This is a genomic window from Paracoccus sp. (in: a-proteobacteria), from assembly GCF_046289755.1.
In the GTDB taxonomy this organism is placed as follows: Bacteria; Pseudomonadota; Alphaproteobacteria; order Rhodobacterales; family Rhodobacteraceae; genus Paracoccus.
The window spans coordinates 33,246-55,164 of the sequence record NZ_JBKBVD010000018.1 but is presented as its reverse complement, the minus strand read 5'-3'; the positions used below and the strand labels follow the sequence as shown (position 1 = coordinate 55,164).

The 21,919-nt window shown below is 69.6% G+C and carries 17 protein-coding genes and 1 riboswitch; of the genes, 12 read left to right on the top strand and 5 right to left on the bottom strand.

The window, feature by feature from the left end; all coding sequences use genetic code 11:
• The first annotated feature begins 4 nt into the window (after positions 1–4).
• Positions 5–104: riboswitch (TPP riboswitch) on the top strand.
• A 28-nt stretch (positions 105–132) separates the two neighbouring features.
• Genes ACK41U_RS08930 through ACK41U_RS08880 form a run of 11 tightly spaced genes read left to right on the top strand, consistent with a single transcriptional unit; the run spans position 133 to position 12,115 of the window.
• Complete coding sequence (locus tag ACK41U_RS08930; RefSeq protein ID WP_409678612.1) at positions 133–1,104, top strand: thiamine ABC transporter substrate binding subunit; 972 nt, start codon at positions 133–135, stop codon at positions 1,102–1,104.
• On the top strand, positions 1,083–2,618 hold the full coding sequence (locus ACK41U_RS08925) for a thiamine/thiamine pyrophosphate ABC transporter permease ThiP (protein ID WP_409678609.1): 1,536 nt from the start codon (positions 1,083–1,085) through the stop codon (positions 2,616–2,618). The genes ACK41U_RS08930 and ACK41U_RS08925 overlap by 22 nt, the downstream gene beginning before the upstream one ends.
• Positions 2,608–3,300: an ATP-binding cassette domain-containing protein gene (locus ACK41U_RS08920; RefSeq protein WP_409678606.1), complete on the top strand. Its 693-nt coding sequence runs from the start codon at positions 2,608–2,610 to the stop codon at positions 3,298–3,300. The genes ACK41U_RS08925 and ACK41U_RS08920 overlap by 11 nt, the downstream gene beginning before the upstream one ends.
• Before the next feature lie 54 nt (positions 3,301–3,354).
• Positions 3,355–4,929 (top strand): FAD/NAD(P)-binding protein, encoded by a 1,575-nt coding sequence (locus ACK41U_RS08915; protein WP_409678603.1) that lies wholly within the window; start codon positions 3,355–3,357, stop codon positions 4,927–4,929.
• Positions 4,926–6,008, top strand: coding sequence for a type 2 isopentenyl-diphosphate Delta-isomerase (gene fni, locus ACK41U_RS08910; protein WP_409678600.1), 1,083 nt, complete (start codon positions 4,926–4,928; stop codon positions 6,006–6,008). The genes ACK41U_RS08915 and fni overlap by 4 nt, the downstream gene beginning before the upstream one ends.
• Before the next feature lie 3 nt (positions 6,009–6,011).
• On the top strand, positions 6,012–6,761 hold the full coding sequence (locus ACK41U_RS08905; RefSeq protein ID WP_409678597.1) for a fatty acid desaturase: 750 nt from the start codon (positions 6,012–6,014) through the stop codon (positions 6,759–6,761).
• The gene (locus tag ACK41U_RS08900; protein WP_409678594.1) at positions 6,758–7,282 is read left to right on the top strand and encodes a sterol desaturase family protein; all 525 of its coding nucleotides are present in this window, start codon (positions 6,758–6,760) and stop codon (positions 7,280–7,282) included. Before ACK41U_RS08905 ends, ACK41U_RS08900 begins: the two co-directional genes overlap by 4 nt.
• A 6-nt stretch (positions 7,283–7,288) precedes the next feature.
• Entirely contained in the window at positions 7,289–8,551 is a 1,263-nt protein-coding gene (locus ACK41U_RS08895; RefSeq protein ID WP_409678591.1) for a glycosyltransferase, read from the top strand.
• Complete coding sequence (gene crtY, locus ACK41U_RS08890; protein WP_409678588.1) at positions 8,548–9,720, top strand: lycopene beta-cyclase CrtY; 1,173 nt, start codon at positions 8,548–8,550, stop codon at positions 9,718–9,720. Before ACK41U_RS08895 ends, crtY begins: the two co-directional genes overlap by 4 nt.
• A complete protein-coding gene (locus ACK41U_RS08885) occupies positions 9,717–11,201 on the top strand; it encodes a phytoene desaturase (RefSeq protein ID WP_409678585.1) in 1,485 nt (494 codons plus the stop codon). The genes crtY and ACK41U_RS08885 overlap by 4 nt, the downstream gene beginning before the upstream one ends.
• Positions 11,198–12,115, top strand: coding sequence for a phytoene/squalene synthase family protein (locus tag ACK41U_RS08880; protein ID WP_409678583.1), 918 nt, complete (start codon positions 11,198–11,200; stop codon positions 12,113–12,115). Before ACK41U_RS08885 ends, ACK41U_RS08880 begins: the two co-directional genes overlap by 4 nt.
• On the opposite strand, the gene ACK41U_RS08875 is transcribed toward ACK41U_RS08880, so the two are convergent.
• From ACK41U_RS08875 to ACK41U_RS08860, 4 genes are all read right to left on the bottom strand, one after another.
• Positions 12,112–12,999: a polyprenyl synthetase family protein gene (locus ACK41U_RS08875; protein WP_409678581.1), complete on the bottom strand. Its 888-nt coding sequence runs from the start codon at positions 12,997–12,999 to the stop codon at positions 12,112–12,114. The genes ACK41U_RS08880 and ACK41U_RS08875 overlap by 4 nt on opposite strands.
• A 184-nt stretch (positions 13,000–13,183) precedes the next feature.
• On the bottom strand, positions 13,184–17,662 hold the full coding sequence (locus ACK41U_RS08870; protein WP_409678578.1) for a translocation/assembly module TamB domain-containing protein: 4,479 nt from the start codon (positions 17,660–17,662) through the stop codon (positions 13,184–13,186).
• Positions 17,662–19,530: an autotransporter assembly complex protein TamA gene (locus tag ACK41U_RS08865; protein WP_409678575.1), complete on the bottom strand. Its 1,869-nt coding sequence runs from the start codon at positions 19,528–19,530 to the stop codon at positions 17,662–17,664. Before ACK41U_RS08865 ends, ACK41U_RS08870 begins: the two co-directional genes overlap by 1 nt.
• A gap of 90 nt (positions 19,531–19,620) precedes the next feature.
• Complete coding sequence (locus ACK41U_RS08860) at positions 19,621–20,574, bottom strand: glucokinase (protein WP_409678572.1); 954 nt, start codon at positions 20,572–20,574, stop codon at positions 19,621–19,623.
• 236 nt (positions 20,575–20,810) lie between these two features.
• Here ACK41U_RS08860 and ACK41U_RS08855 point away from each other — a divergent pair, with 236 nt between their 5' ends.
• Positions 20,811–21,230 (top strand): hypothetical protein, encoded by a 420-nt coding sequence (locus ACK41U_RS08855; protein WP_409678569.1) that lies wholly within the window; start codon positions 20,811–20,813, stop codon positions 21,228–21,230.
• Here the strand turns inward: ACK41U_RS08855 and ACK41U_RS08850 are convergent.
• Positions 21,209–21,853, bottom strand: a complete 645-nt coding sequence (locus ACK41U_RS08850; protein WP_409678566.1) for an enoyl-CoA hydratase/isomerase family protein — start codon at positions 21,851–21,853, stop codon at positions 21,209–21,211. The genes ACK41U_RS08855 and ACK41U_RS08850 overlap by 22 nt on opposite strands.
• Between the last annotated feature and the right edge of the window lie 66 nt (positions 21,854–21,919).

Below are 21,919 nucleotides of genomic sequence, written 5' to 3'. Positions count from 1 at the left end.
ATTCGTGCCCACCTCGGGGTGCCCCTCACGGGCTGAGACGCAAGCGCGGACCCGTTGAACCTGAACCGGCTGATCCCGGCGGAGGGAAGGTGCGGTCCATCCTTCTTTTCGTGACCAATGAAAGGAGGCGCCATGAAACTTGCCCTGTCCCTGACCGCCCTGATCGCCACGCCCGCTTGGGCACAGGACCGCGTGCTGACCGTCTATGCCGAGGATTACACCGCCAGCGAATGGGGCCCCGGCCCGGCGATCAAATCCGGCTTCGAGGCGTTCTGCGACTGCGAGCTGCGCTTTGTCACCGGCGACATCCTGCCCCGCCTGCTGATGGAGGGTGCGGGCACGCAGGCCGATGTGGTCTTTGGCCTGAACACCGACGTTCTGGCGCGGGCGCGGGCCTCGGGTCTGTTCACGCCGCACGGGCAGGACACCTCGGATATGTCGCTGCCCATCGACTGGGATGACCCGATTTTCCTGCCCTATAACTGGGGCGAGACCGCCTTTGTCTATGACGAGACGCGGCTGGAGAACCCGCCCGCCAGCTTTGCCGAATTGCTGGAGGCGGAGGATCTGCGCATTGTGATCCAGGACCCGCGCAGCTCGATCTCGGGTCTGGCGCTGCTGCTGTGGGTGCGGCAGGTCTATGGCGACGACGCGCCCGCGGCATGGGCGAAGCTGGCGCCCAAGGTGCTGACGGTGACGCGCGGCTGGTCGGAAAGCTACGGCATGTTCACCAGCGGCGAGGCCGATATGGTGCTGTCCTTCACCACCTCGCCCGCCTATCACATCGCCGCCGAGGAGGACCCGACCAAAAAGGCCGCGATCTTCCCCGAGGGGCATTATTTCATGACCGAACTGGCCGCGCAGCTTGCAGGCACCGACCAGCCCGAGCTGGCGCAGTCCTTCATGGACTGGATCGTGACGCCCGAGTTTCAGGCCGAAATCCCGCTGGCCAACTGGTCGCTGCCCGCGAAACTGCCGCCGCAGGACTGGCCGCAGGTCCTGCGCGACCTGCCACGCCCCGACCTGACGCTGTTCTACGATGAGGATCAGGCCGAGGCGCTGCGCCAGCCCGCGCTGGACGAATGGCTGCGGGCCTTCAACTGAGCCCCGGTCACGCCGTCGCAGCCGCCCTTGGCGCGGCGATCCTGGGCACGCTGGCGGCGGTCGCATGGGTCGCGGGCGGGCTGACCAGCCTCAGCGAATGGGACTGGCGCGCGGTGCGCTTCACGCTGTGGCAGGCGGCGCTGTCGGCCACGATCTCGGCGGTGCTGGCGGTGCCGGTGGCGCGGGCGCTGGCGCGGCGCCGGTTCCGGGGGCGCGGGCTGCTGGTCACGCTGCTGGGGGCGCCGTTCATCCTGCCAGTGATCGTGGCGATCATGGGGCTGATCGCGGTGTTTGGGCGGAATGGCGCGATCAATCAGGCGCTTGGCGCGATGGGCCTGCCCGAATTCTCGGTCTATGGCTGGCAGGGCGTGATTCTGGCGCATGTGTTTTTCAACCTGCCCTTGTCCGTGCGGCTGATCCTGCAAGGCTGGCAGGCGATCCCGGCCGAGCGGTTCCGCCTTGCGGCCAGCCTGAATTTCGCGCCGTCTGATATTGCGCGCCATCTGGAACGCCCGATGCTGCGCGCGACTTTGCCGGGCGTCTGGCTGGCCGTGTTCCTGGTCTGCCTCACCTCGTTCACCGTTGCCTTGGCCTTGGGAGGCGGCCCGCGCGCCACCACGGTCGAGCTGGCGATCTATCAGGCGTTCCGCTTCGATTTCGATCTGGGCCGGGCGGCGACACTGGGGCTGGTGCAGATCGCGCTGTGCATCGGCGCGCTGCTGGCCGCGCGCTGGATCGCGGTGCCTGCAGGCTTTGGCGCCGGGATGGACGCGGCCCCCCTGCTGCCCGCGCCCGGTGGCTGGCGCCGTTGGGGCGACATTTCTGTGATCACACTCGCCTCGGCCTTTCTGCTCTGGCCGCTTCTGGCTGTGATCACAATCGGCCTGCCCCGCATCCCGTCCCTCCCGCCCGAGGTCTGGGACGCGGCGCTGCGTTCAGTCGTCATGGCGGTGATCTCGGCGTTTCTGGCGATTGCCGCCTGTCTGGCGCTGGCGCTGGCCATTGCGCGCGGCGCCGGGCGCTGGGTCGAGGTCGCGGGGATGCTGCCGCTGATCGCCTCGCCTCTGGTGCTGGGAACGGGGCTGTTCATCCTGCTGCGCGGCGCGGCCAGCCCGCAGCAGATGGCGCTGCCGGTCACGGTGGCGGTGAATGCCGCGATGGCGCTGCCCTTCGGGCTGCGCGCGCTGATCCCGGCGGCGCAGGCGCTGCAGGCCGATTACGGGCGGCTGGCCGCATCGCTGGACCTGCGCGGATGGGCGCGGCTGCGGCTGCTGGTGCTGCCACGTCTGGCGCGTCCCCTGGGCTTTGCGGGCGGGCTGGCGGCGGCGCTGGCGATGGGCGATCTGGGTGTGATCACGTTGTTTGCCAGCGACCAGCCGACGCTGCCGCTGAAACTATATCAGTTGATGAACAGTTACCGCATGGCCGATGCGGCGGCGGCATCGGTCCTGCTGATGGCGCTCAGCTTTGCGCTGTTCTGGGCGTTCGACAGAGGGGGCCGGCTTGAGCCTTGAGTTCCGCAATATCCTGATCCGGCAGGGCGATTTCACCCTCGCGGCCGCGCTGACCCTGCCCAGAGGGCGCTATGCGGTCATCGGCGCCTCGGGGTCCGGCAAATCGACGCTGCTGTCGCTGATCGGGGGCTTTCTGGCGCCCGCGCAGGGGCGGCTGATCTGGGACGGGCAGGACATCACGGATATGGCGCCGGGACAGCGCCCCGTTTCGATGCTGTTTCAGCACCACAATCTGTTTCCGCACCTGACAGTGGCGCAAAATGTGGGGATGGGCCTGCGCCCGGACCTGCGGCTGGACCGGGCGCAGAAGGGCCACGTGGCGCAGGTGCTGGATCAGGTCGGCCTGACCGGCATGGATGACCGGCGCCCCGGCGCGCTGTCGGGTGGCCAGCAAAGCCGCGTCGCACTGGCCCGCGTGCTGCTGCGCGCCCGCCCCCTGCTGCTGCTGGACGAGCCCTTTGCAGCACTTGGCCCGGCGCTGAAATCCGAGATGCTGGCCCTGCTGGCGCAGATCTCGGACCAGACCGGCGCGACGGTGCTGATGGTGACCCATGACCCCGCCGATGCCCGCGCCTTTGCCCCCGACACGCTGCTGATCGAGGATCACCGCGCCCATCCGCCCCGCCCGACCGGCCCGCTGCTGGACAACCCGCCCCCCGGCCTGCGCGCCTATCTGGGCTGAACCTTGCAGGACCGCCCGCCACCCCTCTGCCGCGCCCATCAGACAGGAGCCGCCATGCCGCTGCCCACCCTTGCCATCATCGGCTCCGGCCCCCGCGCCCTTGGCGCGCTGGAGGCGCTGGCCCGGACGGGGCTGGCGGCAGAGGTGACCCTGTTCGACCCGCAGCCTGATCCGGGCGCCGGGCCGAATTTCGCGCCCGGTCAGTCGGATCTGATGCTGCTGAACATCCCGCTGCGCGCCATCGACCTGCCACCCGCGCCGGTCGCGGGCTTTCCCGATCTGGCGGGCTGGCTGGGCGATGCGGACCCCGAAGCCTACCCCTCGCGCGCGGAACTGGGCGCCTGGCTGGCGGCGCGGTTTGACGCGCTGGTCCAGCACGGGCCGCTGCGGATCAGCCATTGCCGCGATGTGATCACAAGCATCGCGCCGCTGGATGGCGGCTGGCAGATGGCCGGGCGGCGCTTTGACGCGGTGCTGCTGACGCCCGGCCAGCCCGCCACCGCGCCCGACGATCAGCTGGCCCGCTGGCAGGATCACGCCGCCCGGACCGGCGCCGGTCTGCGGCCCGTCTATCCCGACGCGGCGCTGCTGGCTGCCGCGCAGGGCTGGGCGGGCACGCAGGTCGGCATCCGGGGCCTTGGCCTTGCCACGCTGGACGCGCTGCGCCTGCTGACCGAGGGGCTGGGCGGGCGGTTTGCGGCGGGCCGCTACCACCGCTCGGGGCGCGAGCCTGCGCGCATCCTGCCGTTTTCCCTGAACGGCCTGCCGCCCTTTCCCAAACCCGCGACCGCCGCGCTGGATGCAGCCCTCGACCCGACCGACGCCGAGACCGCCGCATTCGAGGCCGCGCTGGCGCAGGCCCTGACCCTGCCGCCCGATGCCGCCTTGCGCGCCCTCTGTGCACCTCTGGCCGATGCGGCGGCGCGCATTCTGGGCACCCGGCCCGATGACTGGCTGGCGGCCGAACGCGCGGCGCCGGGGTCGCAGCATACCGATGGCCCGGTCCGGACCCTGCGCCACGCCATCGCCATGGCGCGTGGCGACGCGCCGCCCGATGCCGGCCATGTCATCGGCGCGCTGTGGCGCAAATGGCAGAACCCGCTGCGGCGCGGCTTTAACCCCGCGCGCCTGCCCGACCCCACCGCCGAGGCGCTGATCGGCTTTGACGAGGGGCTCAAGCGCTATTCCTATGGCCCGCCCCTGTCTGCGGCGGAGCGCCTGCTGGCGCTGATCGGGGCCGGGCTGGTCGATCTGCGCGCCACCGACGATCCCGACATCCGCCTGACCCCGCAAGGCTGGCAGCTGCACGAGGGCAAGACGCGGGCCGAGGTGACGGCGATGGTCGACGCGGTGCTGCCCTCGCCCCGGCTGGACGCGCTGTCGGACCCGCTGTTTGCGGACCTGCGGGCACAGGGGCTTATCCAGCCCACAGGTCAGGGAATGGGCGCGCGGCTGGCCCCCGATGGCAGGCTGATCGCTGCGGACGGGCAGCCGGTGACGGGGCTGGCGCTGCTGGGCCGGATGGGTCTGGGCTGCGTGATCGCCGTGGACAGCATTCACGATTGCTTTGGCGCTGCAGCCACCCGGTGGGCCAGCGGCGTTGTGCTGCAGATGAGGGCACAGACATGAACGACATCACCAGCCGCAAATCCGAACATCTGCGCATCGTCACCGAGGGGCGCGGCCAGCAGCACCGGCAGGGCACCGGCTTTGACGGGGTGCAGTTCCTGCACAACGCCCTGCCGGATCTGGATTTCGACCTGATCGACATGGGCACGCGGCTGCTGGGCCGGACCCTGCGGGCGCCGCTGCTGGTCTCGGCCATGACCGGCGGGCCGTCCGAGGCGGGGCGCATCAACGCCCATATCGCCGAGGCGTGCCAGCATCTGGGCATCGCGCTGTCGGTCGGCTCGCAGCGGATCGCAGTCGAGCAGGGGGCCACCGGCGGTCTGGGGCGCGATCTGCGCGCACGGGCGCCCGATATTCCGATCATGGGAAATATCGGCGCGGTGCAGCTGAATTACGGCTTTGGCGCTGATGAGGCGCTGCGCGCGGTCGAGATGATCGGCGCCGATGCGCTGATCCTGCACCTGAACCCGCTGCAAGAGGCGATCCAGCCGGGCGGTGACCGCAATTTCGCGGGCCTTCTGCCCCGGATCGAGGCACTGGTGCGCGCGCTGCCGGTGCCCCTGGGGATCAAGGAGGTCGGCGCGGGGCTTGCCCCGCAACTGGTGCAGCGCCTGCTGGATGCCGGGGTCACGATCATCGACGTGGCCGGGCTGGGCGGCACCAGCTGGGCACGGGTCGAGGCGGAACGCGGCCCCGAGGCCCTGCGCCGGATCGCCGCGCCCTTCCACGACTGGGGCATCCCCACGGCGGATGCGCTGCGGATGGCGGCGCCGCTGATGGCGGCCGGGCAGGTGCTGGTGGCCTCGGGCGGGGTGCGGCACGGGCTGGATGTGGCCCGCGCGATCCGGCTGGGCGCCGATCTGGCGGGGCAGGCGGGTCACGCGCTGGCCGCCGCGCGCGACAGCACCGGCGCGCTGGTCGCGCATTTCGACGAGGTGATCGCGCAGTTGCGGATTGCCATGTTCTGCACCGGCTCGGGCGATCTGGCGGCGCTGCGGGCTGCGGCACTGCTGCGACAGGATGAAGGCTGGCAAAGCGACGGCCACGGCGCTAGCCTTGATCCCCAAGGCAGGACATAGGCCATGACAATGCCCGACCTCATGCACCCCACCGAGGCACGCACCAGCCTGACGCTGGCCGCTGTCGTCACCGCCCTCTGGCTGGGGCTGCATGTGCTGGCGGTCTGGCATCTGGAGGCGCAGGCCCAGCCACTGCTGGCGCTGGCCGCTCTGGCGGGGCTGACATGGCTGTCGACGGGGCTGTTCATCATTGCCCATGACGCGATGCACGGCACCGTGGCGCCGGGCCGCCCGCGCCTGAACGCCGCCATCGGTCAGGTCACGCTGTGGCTGTTTGCGGGCTTTTCGTGGCGCAGGCTGATCGTCAAGCATATGGCCCATCACCGCCATGCCGGCACCGATGACGACCCCGATTTCGGGCCGGATGCGGGCCGGGGCGGCGCGGCCCGCTGGTATCTGAAATTCCTGCGCACCTATTTCGGCTGGCGCGAGGCGCTGCTGCTGGGCGGGGTGACGCTGCTTTACGCGCTGATCCTGGGGCCGCGCTGGCCCTATATCGCCTTCTGGTCGCTGCCCGCGATCCTGGCCTCGATGCAGCTGTTCTATTTCGGCACCTATCTGCCCCATATGCCGCGCGAGACCGGTGATTTCCCCGACCGCCATCGCGCCCGGTCGTCGCGGATGAGCGATCCTGTCTCGCTGCTCAGCTGCTTTCACTTTGGCGGCTATCATCACGAGCATCACCTTTACCCGCATGTCCCGTGGTGGCGCCTGCCGCGCACCCGATGCCCCCACAAGGAGGCCGCGAAATGAGCTGGGCGATCCCTCTGGCTATTGTGATCACAACCGTCGGGGTCATGGAACTGGTCGCCTATTCGGTGCATCGCTGGATCATGCACGGATCGTTCGGCTGGGGCTGGCACAAGTCGCATCACGACGAACATGGCGACCATCAGGGCGGGTTCGAGAAGAACGACCTTTACGGTCTGGTCTTTTCGGTGATCGCGGCGGGGCTGTTCATCCTGTCAGATGGCTGGCTGTGGTGGGTTGCGGTCGGCATGACGGTCTATGGCGTGATCTATCTGCTGCTGCATGATTGTCTGGTCCATCAGCGCTGGCCCTTCCGCGCGATCCCGCGCCGGGGCTATCTGCGCCGCGTCTATCAGGCGCACCGGCTGCATCACGCGGTCGAGGGGCGCGAGGGCTGCGTCAGCTTTGGCTTCATCTACGCCCCCCCGGTCGAGCGGCTGAAGAATGAGCTGCGCCAGACCGGCGGGCTGCGACAGGACCGGCAGGCGGCGGATGCGGATGCCGCCCGCGATCAGACCCGCTAGGCAGGGATGGCGCGGATCGTCCTTTGCCTGCCTGCGATGCGGGGCCATCTGGGCGCCCATGCGCCGCTGGCCCGCGAGCTGGCGCGACGCGGGCATGACTGCGTGTTGCTGGGCAGCGCCGGGCTGGGCGATCTGTCCAGCGGGCAGGGGGTACCGGTCCGTGTTCTGCCCTGGGCCGAGCCTGACCTTGGCGGCGCGGGGCTGGCGCTGACGCTGTGGCGCACGGCGGCGGCCACGCGCGGGGTGATCCGTCACGCGCCACAGGTGCTGCGCGACCTGCGCCCCGATCTGGTCATCGCCGATCAGGCCGAGCCGGGCTATGCGCTGGCCGCCGAGGCCGCAGGCGTGCCCCTGCGCGCCACGCTGACACCGGGCCTGCCTGTCGATGACGACCCCGCCGCGCCGCCGCCCTTTCTGGACTGGCCGCACGGGGACGGCCCGAAGGCGCGGCGCCGCAATGAGGGCGGCTGGCGGGTGGCGCGCGCGCTGATGGTGCTGCAGTCGCGGGCTCTGGCGCAGGGCTGCCGCCGCCACGGCCTGCCGTTGCGGACGGGCATCGCGCAATGGACCAGCCCGGCGCTGGAGCTGCGCCAGCTTGTCCCCGCGCTGGACTTTCCCCGCGACTGGCCGCGCGCTGCGGTGGGCCTTGGACCTCTGCGCGACCCGCATGACATGGGGGCGCGGCCCACAGACCTGCTGCGCCCGGACCTGCTGCCCCCGGACCTGATGCAGGACGACCGACCGCTGGTCTTTGCCTCGCTGGGAACGCTGGCGGGTCGGCGCAGGCGCCTGCTGCATGCGATCTGCGAGGCTGCGGCCCGCCTGCCGGTGACGCTGGCGCTGGCCCATGCCGGGGCGCTGACCGAGGCCGAGGCCGCAGCGCTGCCGGGCCGCCCCCATGTCCGCGCGCTGTGGCCGCAGCAGGCGATGCTGGCCCGCGCCTCGGTCTGCATCACCCATGGCGGGCTGAACACCGTGCTGGATTGCGCGGCGGCGGGCGTGCCCATGCTGGCCCTGCCGCTGGCCTTCGAGCAGCCGGGCATCGCCGCCCGGATCGAGGCGCACGGGCTTGGCCTGAGCCTGAAGCCCGTGCAGGCGGGTCCACAGGCCATTGCGAAGGCGCTGCATCATCTGCTGGAGGCGCCGCAATGGCGTGACACCCTGTCCGCCATGTCGGGGGAACTGCGCGCGGCAGGTGGCGTTCGCAGGGGGGCTGATCTGATCGAGGGGCTGCTGGCAGGTGACAGGCTGCAACAGGCTGCGCCATGAACGCTGACGGCGTGGGCGCTGACATCATCATGGCTGGCGCGGGTCTCGCGGGCAGCCTGATCGCGCTGGCCCTGCGCCGGGCGCGGCCCGATCTGTCGGTGCTGATGCTGGATGCGGCGCCCGGCCCTTCCGAGGCGCATACATGGTCGTTTCACGGCCCCGACATCCCGGCCCGCTGGCACGCGATGCTGGCCCCCGCCAAGCGCGGCGACTGGCCGGGGCAGGAGGTGCGCTTTCCCGCCCATTCGCGCCAGCTGCGCGCGGGCTATTCCTCGATCGACGGTCCGGGGCTGGCGCGGCTGCTGGATCAGGCCGGGGTGCGGATCCGCTATGGCACACGGGTCGACCAGCTTGGCGCCGGTCACGCGCGGCTTGCGGACGGCGCGGAACTGACCGCGCCCTGCGTGCTGGACGCGCGCGGTGCGCAACCGGGGCCGCATCTGGTCACCGGCTTTCAGAAATTCGTAGGCGTCGAGATCGCCTGCGACGCCCCCCACGGCATCGACCGCCCGGTCATCATGGACGCGACCGTCCCGCAGGTGGACGGCTACCGCTTTATGTACCTGCTGCCTTTCACCGACCGGCACATCCTGATCGAGGACACGCGCTACAGCGACGGCGCCGGTCTGGACGATGCCTCGCTGGCGCAGGCCGTGCTGGATTACGCCGCCGCGCGCGGCTGGCAGGGCCGCGAGGTCCGGCGCGAGCGGGGCGTGCTGCCCATCGCGCTGGCCCATGACGCGCCGGGGTTCTGGGACGCGCATCGGGCGGGCGCGGTGCCGGTGGGCCTGCGCGCGGGGCTGTTTCACCCGGTCACCGGCTATTCGCTGCCCGTCGCGGTTCAGACAGCCGACCTGATCGCGGCCACCGCGCCGCTGACCACGGATGCGGTCCGCGACCGGCTGCGCGCCTTTGCGCTGGCGCGCGCGCGGCAGGACCGGTTTCTGCGCCTGCTGAACCGGATGCTGTTTCACGGCTGCCCCGGACCCGACCGCTATCGCCTGCTGGAGCGATTTTACCGCCTGCCGGAACCGCTGATCGAACGCTTTTACGCGGGCCGGCTGACATGGGCCGACCGGGCGCGGATCGTGACCGGAAAACCGCCCATTCCCATCAGCCGCGCCCTGCGCTGCCTGCCCGAGACACCCCTGCTGAGAGGTAAGACATGACGACAGCCATCGTGATCGGCGCAGGCTTTGGCGGCCTTGCGCTGGCGATCCGCCTGCAATCGGCGGGCATCGCCACGACGCTGGTCGAGGCCCGCGACAAGCCGGGCGGGCGCGCCTATGTCTGGCACGATCAGGGCCATGTCTTTGACGCGGGCCCCACGGTCATCACCGATCCCGACGCGCTGCGCGAACTGTGGGCGCTGTCGGGGCAGGACATGGCGCGCGACGTGACGCTGATGCCGGTCTCGCCGTTTTACCGGCTGATGTGGCCGGGCGGGAAGGTGTTCGACTATGTCAACGAGGCGGATCAGCTGGAACAACAGATCGCGCGCTTCAACCCCGACGATCTGGAGGGCTATCGCCGCTTCCGCGATTACGCCGAGGAGGTTTACCAGGAGGGCTATGTCAAACTGGGCACCGTGCCGTTCCTGAAGCTGGGTCAGATGCTGCGCGCGGCCCCCGCATTGATGCGGCTGGAGGCGTATCGCTCGGTCCATTCCAAGGTCTCGACCTTCATCAAGGACCCCTATCTGCGGCAGGCGTTTTCCTATCACACGCTGCTGGTGGGCGGGAATCCGTTCTCGACCAGTTCGATCTATGCGCTGATCCATGCGCTGGAGCGGCGCGGCGGTGTCTGGTTCGCCAAGGGCGGCACCAACCGGCTGGTTGCGGGGATGGTGGCGCTGTTTGAACGTCTGGGTGGGCAGGTGATGCTGAACGCCCGCGTGGCCCGGATCGGGACCGAGGGCGCGCGCGCGACCGGGGTGACGCTGGCCGATGGCCGCGTGCTTGCCGCTGATATGGTCGCCAGCAATGGCGATGTCATGCACAACTACCGCGACCTGCTGGGCCATACGGCGCGGGGGCAGGGGCAGGCCCGCGCGCTTGGCCGCAAGCGTTGGTCGATGTCGCTGTTCGTGCTGCATTTCGGCCTGCGCGAGGTGCCGAAGGACATCGCCCATCACACGATCCTGTTCGGCCCCCGCTACAAGGAACTGGTGAACGAAATCTTCAAGGGCCCGGACCTGCCCGATGATTTCTCGCTCTATCTGCATTCGCCCTGCGCGACCGACCCCGACATGGCGCCGCCGGGCATGTCCACCCATTACGTGCTGGCGCCGGTGCCGCATCTGGGGCGGGCGGACATTGATTGGGCCGTCGAAGGCCCCGCCTATGCCGACCGCATTCTGGCCAGCCTTGAGGACCGGCTGATCCCGAACCTGCGCGCCAATCTGACCACGCAGCGCATCTTTACCCCCGCCGATTTCGCCAGCGAACTGGGCGCCCATCACGGCAGCGCCTTTTCGGTCGAGCCGATCCTGACGCAATCGGCATGGTTCCGGCCCCATAACCGCGACAGCACGTTCCGCAATTTCTATCTGGTCGGCGCGGGCACCCATCCGGGGGCGGGCATTCCGGGCGTCGTGGGCAGCGCCAAGGCCACGGCGCAGGTGATGCTGAGTGACGCGGGGATGGCATGAACCAGACCGTCGCCGCCGCGCAGGACGCCATCGCGAAAGGCTCGCAGAGCTTCGGCGCCGCCGCCCGGCTGATGCCAGCGGGTATCCGCGAGGATACGGTCATGCTGTATGCTTGGTGCCGCTACGCCGATGACGTGATCGACGGGCAGGATCTGGGCGGCCGCCCGGACGGCGCCGATGATCCCGCGGCCCGGCTGGCGGGCCTGCGCGCGGACACGCTGGCGGCGCTGCACGGCACGGCCCCGATGTCGCCCCCGTTCGAGGCGCTGCGCGCCGTCGCCCGCCGCCACGATTTCCCCGAACGCTGGCCGCTGGACCTGATCGAGGGTTTTGCGATGGATGTGAGCGCGCGCGACTATCGCTCGCTGTCCGATACGCTGGACTATTCCTATCATGTCGCGGGCGTGGTGGGGGTGATGATGGCGCGCGTGATGGGTGCGCGCGATCCGGCGGTGCTGGACCGTGCCTGCGATCTGGGGCTGGCGTTCCAGCTGACCAATATCGCGCGCGATGTGATGGATGATGCCGCCATCGGGCGGGTCTATCTGCCGGGCGACTGGCTGGATCAGGCGGGCGCCCGGATCGAAGGCACAACCCCGTCACCCGCGCTCTATGGCGTGATCCTGCGGCTGCTGGACGCGGCTGAACCCTATTACGCCTCGGCCATGGCGGGCCTGCCGGCGCTGCCGCCGCGCTGTGCCCTGTCGATCGCCTCGGCGGCACGGATCTATCGCGCCATCGGCACCCGCATCCGCGCAGGCGGCCCCGGGGCCTATCGCGCGCGCATTCGCACGTCGGGCGCGGCCAAGGCGGGGCTGGTGCTGCACGGCGGCTGGGATGTGATGCGCAGTCGCGGACCCGGCGCCGCGCCCCCCCGCGACGGGTTGTGGACCCGCCCCGACGAAGGCGGCTAGGCGCTGCGCTGCAGCCGGTGTGGCAGCACGCGGGCCAGCAGCGCCTGCATCTCGGGGTGGTGAACGCGGCGGCCCTGCAGCATCTCGTCCAGCTCGGCGCGGCGCTGTTCGTATCCGCGCGACACCTCTTGCAGGCTGGCCACGGCCAGCGCGCCGCGCGCCGGACCCGCGGCCGCCTGATCGCGGCCCGTGTCCTTGCCGATGCTGGCGCTGTCGCCCGACAGGTCCAGCAGATCGTCATAGGACTGGAACACCCGGCCAAGCTGGCGGCCAAAGGCCGTCATCGCGTCCAGTTCCTCCTGATCCAGCGACTTGATCGCGGCCAGCATTTCCAGCCCGGCGACAAACAGCACGCCGGTCTTCAGATCCTGTTCGCGCTGGACCCCTTCGGGCGTCTTTTCCGCCGACAGGTCCAGATCCTGCCCCGCGCACAGGCCAAGCGGCCCCAGCGCATGCGACAGGATCGCCACCAGCCGCGCCTGCACCTGCGGCGGGGCGCCGCGCGCGGTGGACAGAAGGCGCATCGCCTCGGTGATCAGCGCAATCCCGGCCAGCACCGCGCGGCCTTCGCCATGCACGATGTGGCTGGCGGGCTTGCCGCGCCGCAGCCGGGCGTCATCCATGCAGGGCAGGTCGTCAAAAACCAACGAGGCCGCATGCACGATCTCCAGCGCCGCAGCCGCATCGACGGCGGCATCGCAGGCCCCGCCTGCCGCTTCGGCGGCCATCAGCAGCAGCACGCCCCGGAACCGCTTGCCCGAGGACAGCGCCGCGTCCTCCATCGCGCGGCCAAGCGCCGGAGAGGCCGCGCCAAATCCCGCCGCCACCTGCGACAACCGTGCCTCAAGACCTGTCCGCAACCTGTCTGAAAGGGTATCCGTCACGCCACCTGCCACCATTTGAAACCGGTCCTGCGACCAAAGAATTTCTGCGCCGCATACCGGGCAACGCACATGCCCGTTATCGGTTCAACTTCCACGCCTTGCGCGACGGCCCCGGTGGCGCCGCATCCGTCAGCGGATCGCGCCTTTGCGGTCGGGGCAGGGCAGCGGGGCGCAGGGCCGCCCCTCAGTAGTCGCGCTCGAAATAGACGCCGATGCTGCTGCTGCCGTCACTGCCGACCGAGCCACGGGCACGCAGGCTTTGGCTGATGTCCAGATTGAGATTGATCGTGCTGCGCCCGCTTTCGCCCACGGACACGTCGGTATAGACGTTCTCGCTGAGATAGCGGCCCGCGCGCAGTTCGACATTGCCGTCCTCATCGGTGGTCAGGTCCAGATCGTCCAGTCCGGCGCTTCTGCGCAGATTGCCGATGATCCCTTCGCCGCCCCGCCCCGCCAGCACCGCAATCGCATTGGCAAGCTGGGCGGCCTGCAGCGGCGTGATGCTGTCCAGCCCGCGCCCGAACAGCAGCTGCGACAGAACCTCTTCCTGCGGCAGTTCGGGCGAGGATTCAAAGGTGATCTCTGGGTCGCGGACCTCTCCGTCGATGATGATGCGGGTGGTGATGCCGCCGCGATCGGTTTCCGCCACCAGCCGGATCACCGGGATCAGGCTGCCCTGCAGCTCGACCAGCCCCTCGGTCAGGTTAAAGCGGTTGCCCAGCAGATCGACCCGGCCCCGGATCAGCTCCAGATTGCCGACGGGCACGACATTGCGGATGGTGCCCTGAATGCGGAAGCTGCCGCCCAGTTCGGCATCGACCCCGCGCCCGCGCACAAACACCCGGTTGGGGGCGTCGATCACCAGATCGAGACGCGGCGGGTTTGCGGGCGGGGTCGACGGTGGCCCGGCCAGACCGGCGGCGCTGGCGGCAGGGCTGGGATAGCCCTCAAGCCCGGCGCGCGCGCGGGTGGCGCGGACCGGCGGGCGCTGATTGCCGACATGGCGGATATCAGGGATACCCCGCGCGCCACCCAGCCCGGTCGAGGGAATGCGGATCTCGGTCTCTTCCAGCACGATCCGGCCTGACAGCAGCGGCCCCGCCGCCAGTGTCCCCGAGATGCGGATGGCCCCGTTCACCCGCGCCTCATAGAGGTTGGGGTCACGCAGCACGGCGTTGTTGAGGTTCAGCGCGATGTCCAGTGTTCCGCCCCCCAGATCGACCGGCCCGGAGACAGTCATCCGCCCGCCAGCAGCAAAGGCGCCGCCGCCATCGACCCGCAGCTGTCCGTTCTGGAACGCCGCCGTCACGCCGATCTGCTCCAGCCGGACGCCAAGGCCGGGGTCGGACAGTTGCCCGCCCTCCAGCCGCACCTGCCCGCCAAGCGACTGCAGCGCCAGCGGTCCGGCCAGCCGCAGGTCGATCGCCAGAGGCCCCGAGATGCTGCGGGTGCGCAGCGCGGTATTGGCCAGCGCGGAATCGGCGCTGCCGGTGATCGCCAGATCGGCGGTCGACCCGTCGCGCGCGGCGGTTCCAGCGATGCGCAGACTGACGCTGCCCGGTGCGGTCGCGGCCAGATCCATCACGAAATTCGTGCCCTGTTCGCGCAGCGTGCCGGTCACCGTCGCCGGGCCGGGAAATTCCGGCACCAGCAGGCCCAGATTGGCCAGCCGCGCGTCAAGGTTGATCCCCGAGGCCGGATCGCCGCTGCCCTCGACCCGGATCTGGGGGTTGTTCACCAGCAGACGCTGCACGCTGAGGCCGCCATCGCCCTGCGTCGCGGCCAGATCAAAGCTGGTCTGCCCCGCCAGAACCGGATCAACCCGCGCCTGCCCGATGCGCAGCCCGTTGGCGGTGCCGGTCGCGGTGACGCGCCGCTGCGCGCCGTCATCGACCAGCCGCCCCTGCGCCTGCACCGCGCCGCCAAAGCCCGCGCCCAGAAAGCGCAGATCGCTGGCCTGAACCTCGGCCTCGACATCGGTGGCGCCTGCGCCCACCTGTCCGGTCGCGGTGCCGGTCAGGCGGGGGTTTTCGATCCGTGCGGTCTGGATCGAGAAGATGCCGTCAGCCTCGGTCCCGGTCAGGGCCAGACGCGTTTCGCCCGACAGCGCGCCATCGACCTGCGCCTGACCAAAGGCCAGATCGCGCCCGGTGCCGGTCACATCCAGCCGGCGCACCCCGTCGCCCGCCTCGGCAAAGCTGCCGCTGGCAGTCAGCGCGCCGCGCCAGCCCGGACCAAAGGGCGCCAGCGAGGCCACCTCCACATCGGCGGTCAGGTCGGTCACGCCCTCGCCAAAGACGCCTTGCGCCGTCGCGCGCAGCTGATCATTCGTCACCTGCACGTCGCGCAGAGTCACCACGCCGTCGGCCTCTTCCGCCCGCACGCGCAGGGCGGTGCGCCCGGTCAGCGCACCGTCGACGCCGCCCTGCCCGAAGGCCAGATCCTGCCCTTCGCCGGTCATGTCGATCAGGCGGCGGCCCTCCTCTTCGGTCAGCCGCGCCTCGGCGGTCAGGCTGCCGGTCCAGCCGGGGTTCAGCGCCGCAAGGCTGGGGATGGCGACGTCCGCCACCGCATCCAGCGCGCCGCCCAGAAAATTGCCCTGACCCGAGGCGGTGATCTGCGGGTTGCTGACGCGGAAGCTGTCCAGCTGATAGCCTTCGTCGGTTTCGCCCGCGATCAGGGTCAGGCTGGTCATGCCCGCCAGCGCGCGGTCCAGCGCCTCGATGCCGATGCGCAGGTCCTGCGTCTCGCCGCTGACGGTCACGCGGCGGGTGCCGCGGGCGCCGTTCAGCCGCGCCTCGGCCTCGAGACTGCCGCCATAGACCGGATCGGCCTCGGCCAGCGAGGGCATCGAGATGCGCGCGACCAGATCGCTGGACAGGCTGGACAGCCGCCCGGTGGCCTCGGCGGTCAGGCGCGAAGCCGCGATGGTCAGCTCCTCGACCTCGATCCCGGTTTCGTCGCGGCGGATCTGGGCGGTGATGTCCGAGCGCCCGCCCAGCAGGCGGTCCAGCTGCGGCTGATCCAGCATCAGATCGGTCGCGGTGACGCGCGCATCAAGGTCAAAGCTGCGGTTCAGCACGATGTAATAGCCGCTGATCTCGGCCTCGGCCACGCCGGTCAGATCGCGCCCCGACAGGGTGGACAGGCGCGACAGATCGCTGTGCTGCGCATTGGCCGCGACGGACAGGGTGATGCCGCTGGACAGGCCCGCAACCAGAAAGTCGCCGGTCAGGCCGTAATCGGCGCCCTCGACGCGCACGTCGAAAATGTCCAGCACGTTGCCGGGGGTAAAGTTGAACCCCGCCCGCCCCTCGATCGCCGTGCCGATCGCCTCGGCCATGCCGGGATCGGCGAAGGCCATCGCGCGGGTGCCGAAATCCAGCGCGCCGGTCACCTCGGACAGCGCGCCATCGTCCAGCACCACCTCGCCGCCGCCGTTCAGCGCCAGCTCACCGATGGTCACATCCCCCCGGTCGACCTGCCCGACACGGCCCGCCAGGGTCCAGCCCTGACCTTCGGCAGCGTCATAGGACAAGTCCAGCCGCCCGCTGTCGACGGTGGTGCCATCGGCAAAGGGCAGCGCGACGGGCAGTTGCGGCGCCTCGGCGTCGCGGCCCAGCAGGATCTGCAGTTCGGCCCGCTGCGGCGCGCTTTGATCGTTGGTCGAGAACGAGCCGGACATGCTCAGCGCCTCGGTCTGCAGGCTCAGCTGCGGAACCTCGATCCGCCCGGTCTCGGCCCGCCAGCCCTCGGCCAGCAGGCGGGTGTCGCGGCCAAAGAAGGCGCGGTCCTGCGGGCGCAGCAACGAGGCGACATCGCCGCCGATCCGGATGCCAAAGGCGGTGCCGGGGGTGCCATCCTCGCCGGGGCGGGCATTGGCGCTGAGACGTCCCGTGATGCGCGGCTGACCATTGGTCGCCAGCCGGATGTCGGCGCCAAAATCCGCAATCGCGCCTTCGCCGCTGATCTGCGCGGTCAGGGCAGGGCGTTCATAGAGGTCGATCAGGTTCGCCAGCACCCCGTCGGCCGCCTCGTCCAGCCCCAGATTCAGCCGCAGCACCTGCGTCTCGTTCGAATAGGCGGTGTCCAGCACGAACTGGCCGCGCGGCCCGTCAAGGCGGTTGATGGTCAGCTGCGTCTCGCCCTCGCCATCGTCCAGACTGAGGCTGCCGTCGATCTGCAGCGCGGCCTCGATGCCGAGCACCGGCTCGCCCAGGGACACGCGGCCTGCGCGTATCTGGTCGATCTTCAGCGACACGGGCAGTTCGGGCAGGGCAAAGACCGGCGCCTCGGCCTGCACGCCGGTCGCCTCGCCCGCGGGCAGACGGGGCAGCAGGATCTCGGCGGCGGACAGTTCGGCAATCTCGATCCGGCGGCGCAGCAGGGCGCTGCGGTTCCACTGGATCGCGCCGTCGCGCAGGGTCAGCCAGACGCCCTCCTCATCGGAAATGCGCAATTCGCGGAAGGTCGCGCGCGAGGACAGTGCGCCCTCGAACCCCTCCAGCACGACCGTCCGGCCCGCGCCCGACAGGTTGCGCTCCAGCAGGCCGGTCAGAAAGCCGCGGTCGTCGTCGATCTGTTCGGACAGTTCGGCGGCGGTCTGCGCCAGAACGGCCAGCGGAAACAGCAGCGCAAAGATGGTGATCCAGAAAAGACGCATCAGAATGCCTGCCCAAGCCCGAGGTAAAGTTGAACGCCGCTGCCGGTATCGCCAGCGACCGGCCCGGCCACGTCAAAGCGCAGCGGCCCGACCGGCGTGTCATAGCGGATACCGATGCCCGCGCCCGAGTGATCGCCGGTGACCCCCTCGAAACCGCCCTCGGACCAGACGCGCCCGTAATCGGCAAAGGCCACCAGCCCGATATTGTCGCGCACCTGAAAGCGGATCTCGGCGGTGGCATTCGCCACGCTCATGCCGCCGGTGCGGATCGGGCCGTCAGGGCCGGGGATCACCTCGGCGCCAAGGCTTTGATAGGGCTGCCCCCGGACCGAGCCCCCGCCGCCGGAAAAGAACAGATAGCCGCGCGGGGTGGTGTCGATCTCGCTGCCAAGAATGCTGCCGAACCGCCCGCGCCCGGCCAGCGTGAACCGGTCATCCTCGCCAAAGGACAGATAGCCGCGCCCCTCGGCCAGCGCCCGCAGGCCCGACCCGGTGTCTTCAAAGCCGTAGAAGGGCGTCGCCTCGGCCGACAGCCAATAGCCACGCTTGGCGTTGTTCGGCTCGTCCCGCCGGTCCCAGATGATGTCCGAGGGCAGGGCCAGCACGCGGAAATCGGTGCGGCCATTGGCGTCGAACACGCGGCTGATGCGGTATTCCGCCGACACATCGGCGGTCAGGCGTTCGCTGAAGATATGGTTGAAGCCAAGCGCCAGGCTGGCGCTGTCCTCGTTGTAATCCTCTTCGCGCATGCGGGCGATGCTGGTTTCCAGATAGCCGGTCGTGTCCGCCGTGATCGTCGCGGGCCGGTCGATGCGCAGCTTGATCTCATCGTCGCGGTCGCTGGTATCCGAGCCGATGTCCTGAACCTTCGCGTCAACGCGCAGCCGTTCGCCGCCACCCAGCAGGTTGCGGTGCATCCAGTAGGCCGACAGCAGAATTCCATCGGTGTTCGAGATTTCAAAGCCAGCGCCGATGCGCCGGGGGCTTTGTTCCACCACGGTCAGGTCCACGTCCAGCGTGTTGCCCTGCGACAGATCATCGGCCTCGGTCAGGGTGATGGCGGAAAAGACGCCGCTGCGGCGCAGGCGGCGTCGCACGGTTTCCAGCTCTTCGGGGTCAAAGCGCTGACCTTCGGGAAAGCCCGCGATCTTGCGCAGGCGGCGTTCGTTCAGGCGCTGGTTGCCGCTGACGCGCATCTGCCCAAAGCTGACGGCCGGGCCGGGGTCCAGACCGATGCGGCTGTCCACGCTGCTGGTGTCATGTTCCGCGGTGATCTGCTGATCGGCGATATCGGCCTTGGCATGGCCCGCACCGCGCCAGCCATCCACCCCGGCCAGCGCCGCGCGCCGCATGGTGCCGGTGCCCGCAACCTCGCCCGCCGCATATTCTTCGGGAATGTCACTGCCCGGCGCGACCGGCGCGATCTGCGCGCGCGAAAAGCGAAAGCGCGGGCCGGGATCGACCGCGATCACCACCCGGCGCACCAGTTCGGGGGCGTCCAGCGGTGCGACCTCGGCGGCCTCGGTTCCGTCAAGCTGGATGCTGACCTCTCCCGCGTAATACCCCTCATCATAGAGGACACCCAGAATGCGGGCATAATCGGCGCGGGCGGCGGCAAGGATGTCCTGCCCGGTGATACGGTCCTCGGCCAGCGCGCCCGAAATCAGCGAGGTGTTTCGAAAGGCGCGTTCCAGCCCGTAGTCATCGCCCGCCACGCGAATGTCGAAATCGACCGGGCTGTCGCTGTCAGCGCGCCCGAACCACCCCGAAAACGGAGACGAGGATTGCGACTGCGCCGCACCCGTCGCCACGAGCACGCCACCCATTGCCGTCGTCGCCGCCAGCACCGCCCCGATCAATCGCCGCATCGCCCTGCCTGTCCTTTTGTTCTTGGACCAATAGAAGCAGGAACGGGCCGCGAAATCCAGCAATTCCCCGGCCAGATCACGCGCTGTCGCTTAACCTTTGCGTGCCTGCCCCGCAGGCTGCCCAAGGGCCGCCAGACAGCCATGCAGCGCGGCCATATCATCGCGGATCAGGAAAAGCGGCGTGTTTTCCGGGATGTGGCGCATATGTGCCTCGGCCAGAAAGGCCGGTTCGAACAGGCGCATCCGGTCGGCGATGCTGCGGCCCACGCTGCCGGCCAGAAACAGCCCCTCCAGCGGCATGAAGCGCAGCGCCAGCTCGCGGCACAAAAGACCGACCAGTTCGGCAAAGAAATCATAGGTGGCGGTGGCCTGCGGATCGCCCGACTCGGCGGCACGGGCGATCTCTTCGCTGCGGACGGGATCGGTACCGGTCATGGCGGCGTGCAGGCGCGACAGCCCGCGCCCGGCGAATGTCTCTTCGGTCGAGAAAAAGCCCGCCGCCGCATCGGTGCCCACGCGATCCACCAGCCGGGCCATGATATTGGCGGGCAGGTGGGTGTGACCCTCTTCGGCCTCCAGCGCGGTGATCGCGCCGCCGGGCAGCACGCGGACGGCGCAGACGTTGAACCCGGTGCCCAGCCCCACGACCAGCGCCTGACCGTTGCGGGCGCGGTCCACCGGCGCCTCGCGCAGGGTGGCCACGCCGTCGCCTGTCAGCGCGGGCGTGGCATAGCCAAGCGCGGTCAGATCGTTGATCAGCCGCACCTGATCGGCATCGGTCAGCCGCGCCAGCTGATCCTCGTCAAAGGACCAGTCGCGATTGGTCAGCCGCGCACGTCCGCCGCTGACCGGCCCCGCCACGGCAATGCACATGGACGAGATATTGGGCTGATGCTGTTCGGCCATGAACTGGCGCACCACATCGTCGAAGGTGGCAAAATCATCGCCGCGATACCGCGTGACGGTGCCCGCATCTATGCTGCCGTTCCGCGCGATCGCCAGCCGCGCATTGGTTCCGCCCACATCACCCAATAGCATCGCCATTCCGTCACCCCGTCAGTTCAGCCGCTCTGGTTCCTTTACGCGAGACAGACAACAGTTTCGAGAGGTGGAATGCCAGCGCAAACATGGCCCCTTGCGACCCGCGCTGCGGGACGACGCTGCGCCCTTCTGCGCCGTCGTGAAACACGCCCTGACGGGACGTAACGGGAACCTTGCCGCAAAGACCCGCGTTTTGCCTGTGTCAATCCGTGACGACAGGACAACGAAAGGCCAGACCCATGACCCGCACCGCCCCCCGCCTCGGACTGGCCGGCAGCGCCGCGCTGCTGCTGGCTCTGCCGGCCATGGCCTCGAACCACACCGAACAGCCGGTGCAAAGCTGGTCCGCCATGGAGGGCATCGAGGTGGCCACGCTGCTGGATCAGATCGACACCCTGCCTGTCTCGGACCTGGCGGTCGACGATCAGCCCTATTGCGCCAGCGACGCCGAGATCGCGCAGACACTTCGGCACGATTTCGCCGAAGCGCCCGTCCTGACGGCGGGGCTGGGCGGGGCCGAACTGTGGGCCTCGGACGTGATGGGGACCTGGACGCTGGTGGCCCCGCGCGCCGATGAAACAAGCTGTATCATCGCGTCCGGCATCGGCTTTGAAGAAGAGCTTGACGCCAACGTCTATTACAGCAGCGCCGGGCTGTAACAGGTCTGAACGCGCGCCTTGATCGCGGCGATATGATCACGCGAGGCGCCAAGACATGTCGCTGCCAGCGCAGCGGCGCCATCCATCAGATCAGGTGCGGGCAGGATGCGGTCGATCAGACCCCATGACACCGCCTCGGGCGCGGCAATCCGGGCCCCTGCCATCAGGATCATCCTGGTCCGTGCCGGGCCGATCAGTTGCACCATGCGTTCCGGGTCGCCCTGCGGCGGCTGATAGCCAAGCCGCATGACGGGATAGAAGAACTCTGCCTCGGGAACGGCCAGCCGGATGTCGCAGGCCAGCACCATTCCGAACGCACCCCCCGCAAGCGTCCCGTTCAGCGCCGCAATCGTCAGGCAGGGCATCGAGGCCATGCGCCCCGACAGCGCGGCCCACGCATCCGATTGCGCCAGCCCCGCGCGGGCCGCCTCCAGATCGGCACCCGCCGAAAAAACCTTGCCCCTGCCCGTCAGGATCACCGCCTTGGCGCCCGCTTGCGCCAGCCGCTCCAGCCCTTCGGTCAGATCGCGCAGCATCTGTTCGGTCAGCGCATTGGCCTTGCCGGGCCGGTCGATGACCAGCAGCGCCATTTCGCCACCCGCTTTCTGCTCGATCCGGATCATGCCGTCATGCCTTTCACTTTACGCCTGCCTGTGTCAGAAATCGGGCTGAATGCAGTACTGCGAAAG

Excerpts from the sequence above, each read along its gene's own strand:
- ACK41U_RS08855 (WP_409678569.1), top strand. The coding sequence starts at position 20,811 with ATGACCCGCACCGCCCCCCGCCTCGGACTGGCCGGCAGCGCCGCGCTG.
- ACK41U_RS08850 (WP_409678566.1), bottom strand. The coding sequence starts at position 21,853 with ATGATCCGGATCGAGCAGAAAGCGGGTGGCGAAATGGCGCTGCTGGTC.
- ACK41U_RS08930 (WP_409678612.1), top strand. The coding sequence starts at position 133 with ATGAAACTTGCCCTGTCCCTGACCGCCCTGATCGCCACGCCCGCTTGG.
- ACK41U_RS08925 (WP_409678609.1), top strand. The coding sequence starts at position 1,083 with ATGGCTGCGGGCCTTCAACTGAGCCCCGGTCACGCCGTCGCAGCCGCC.
- ACK41U_RS08900 (WP_409678594.1), top strand. The coding sequence starts at position 6,758 with ATGAGCTGGGCGATCCCTCTGGCTATTGTGATCACAACCGTCGGGGTC.
- ACK41U_RS08885 (WP_409678585.1), top strand. The coding sequence starts at position 9,717 with ATGACGACAGCCATCGTGATCGGCGCAGGCTTTGGCGGCCTTGCGCTG.
- ACK41U_RS08895 (WP_409678591.1), top strand. The coding sequence starts at position 7,289 with ATGGCGCGGATCGTCCTTTGCCTGCCTGCGATGCGGGGCCATCTGGGC.
- ACK41U_RS08880 (WP_409678583.1), top strand. The coding sequence starts at position 11,198 with ATGAACCAGACCGTCGCCGCCGCGCAGGACGCCATCGCGAAAGGCTCG.
- ACK41U_RS08905 (WP_409678597.1), top strand. The coding sequence starts at position 6,012 with ATGACAATGCCCGACCTCATGCACCCCACCGAGGCACGCACCAGCCTG.
- fni (WP_409678600.1), top strand. The coding sequence starts at position 4,926 with ATGAACGACATCACCAGCCGCAAATCCGAACATCTGCGCATCGTCACC.
- crtY (WP_409678588.1), top strand. The coding sequence starts at position 8,548 with ATGAACGCTGACGGCGTGGGCGCTGACATCATCATGGCTGGCGCGGGT.
- ACK41U_RS08870 (WP_409678578.1), bottom strand. The coding sequence starts at position 17,662 with ATGCGTCTTTTCTGGATCACCATCTTTGCGCTGCTGTTTCCGCTGGCC.
- ACK41U_RS08915 (WP_409678603.1), top strand. The coding sequence starts at position 3,355 with ATGCCGCTGCCCACCCTTGCCATCATCGGCTCCGGCCCCCGCGCCCTT.
- ACK41U_RS08865 (WP_409678575.1), bottom strand. The coding sequence starts at position 19,530 with ATGCGGCGATTGATCGGGGCGGTGCTGGCGGCGACGACGGCAATGGGT.
- ACK41U_RS08860 (WP_409678572.1), bottom strand. The coding sequence starts at position 20,574 with ATGGCGATGCTATTGGGTGATGTGGGCGGAACCAATGCGCGGCTGGCG.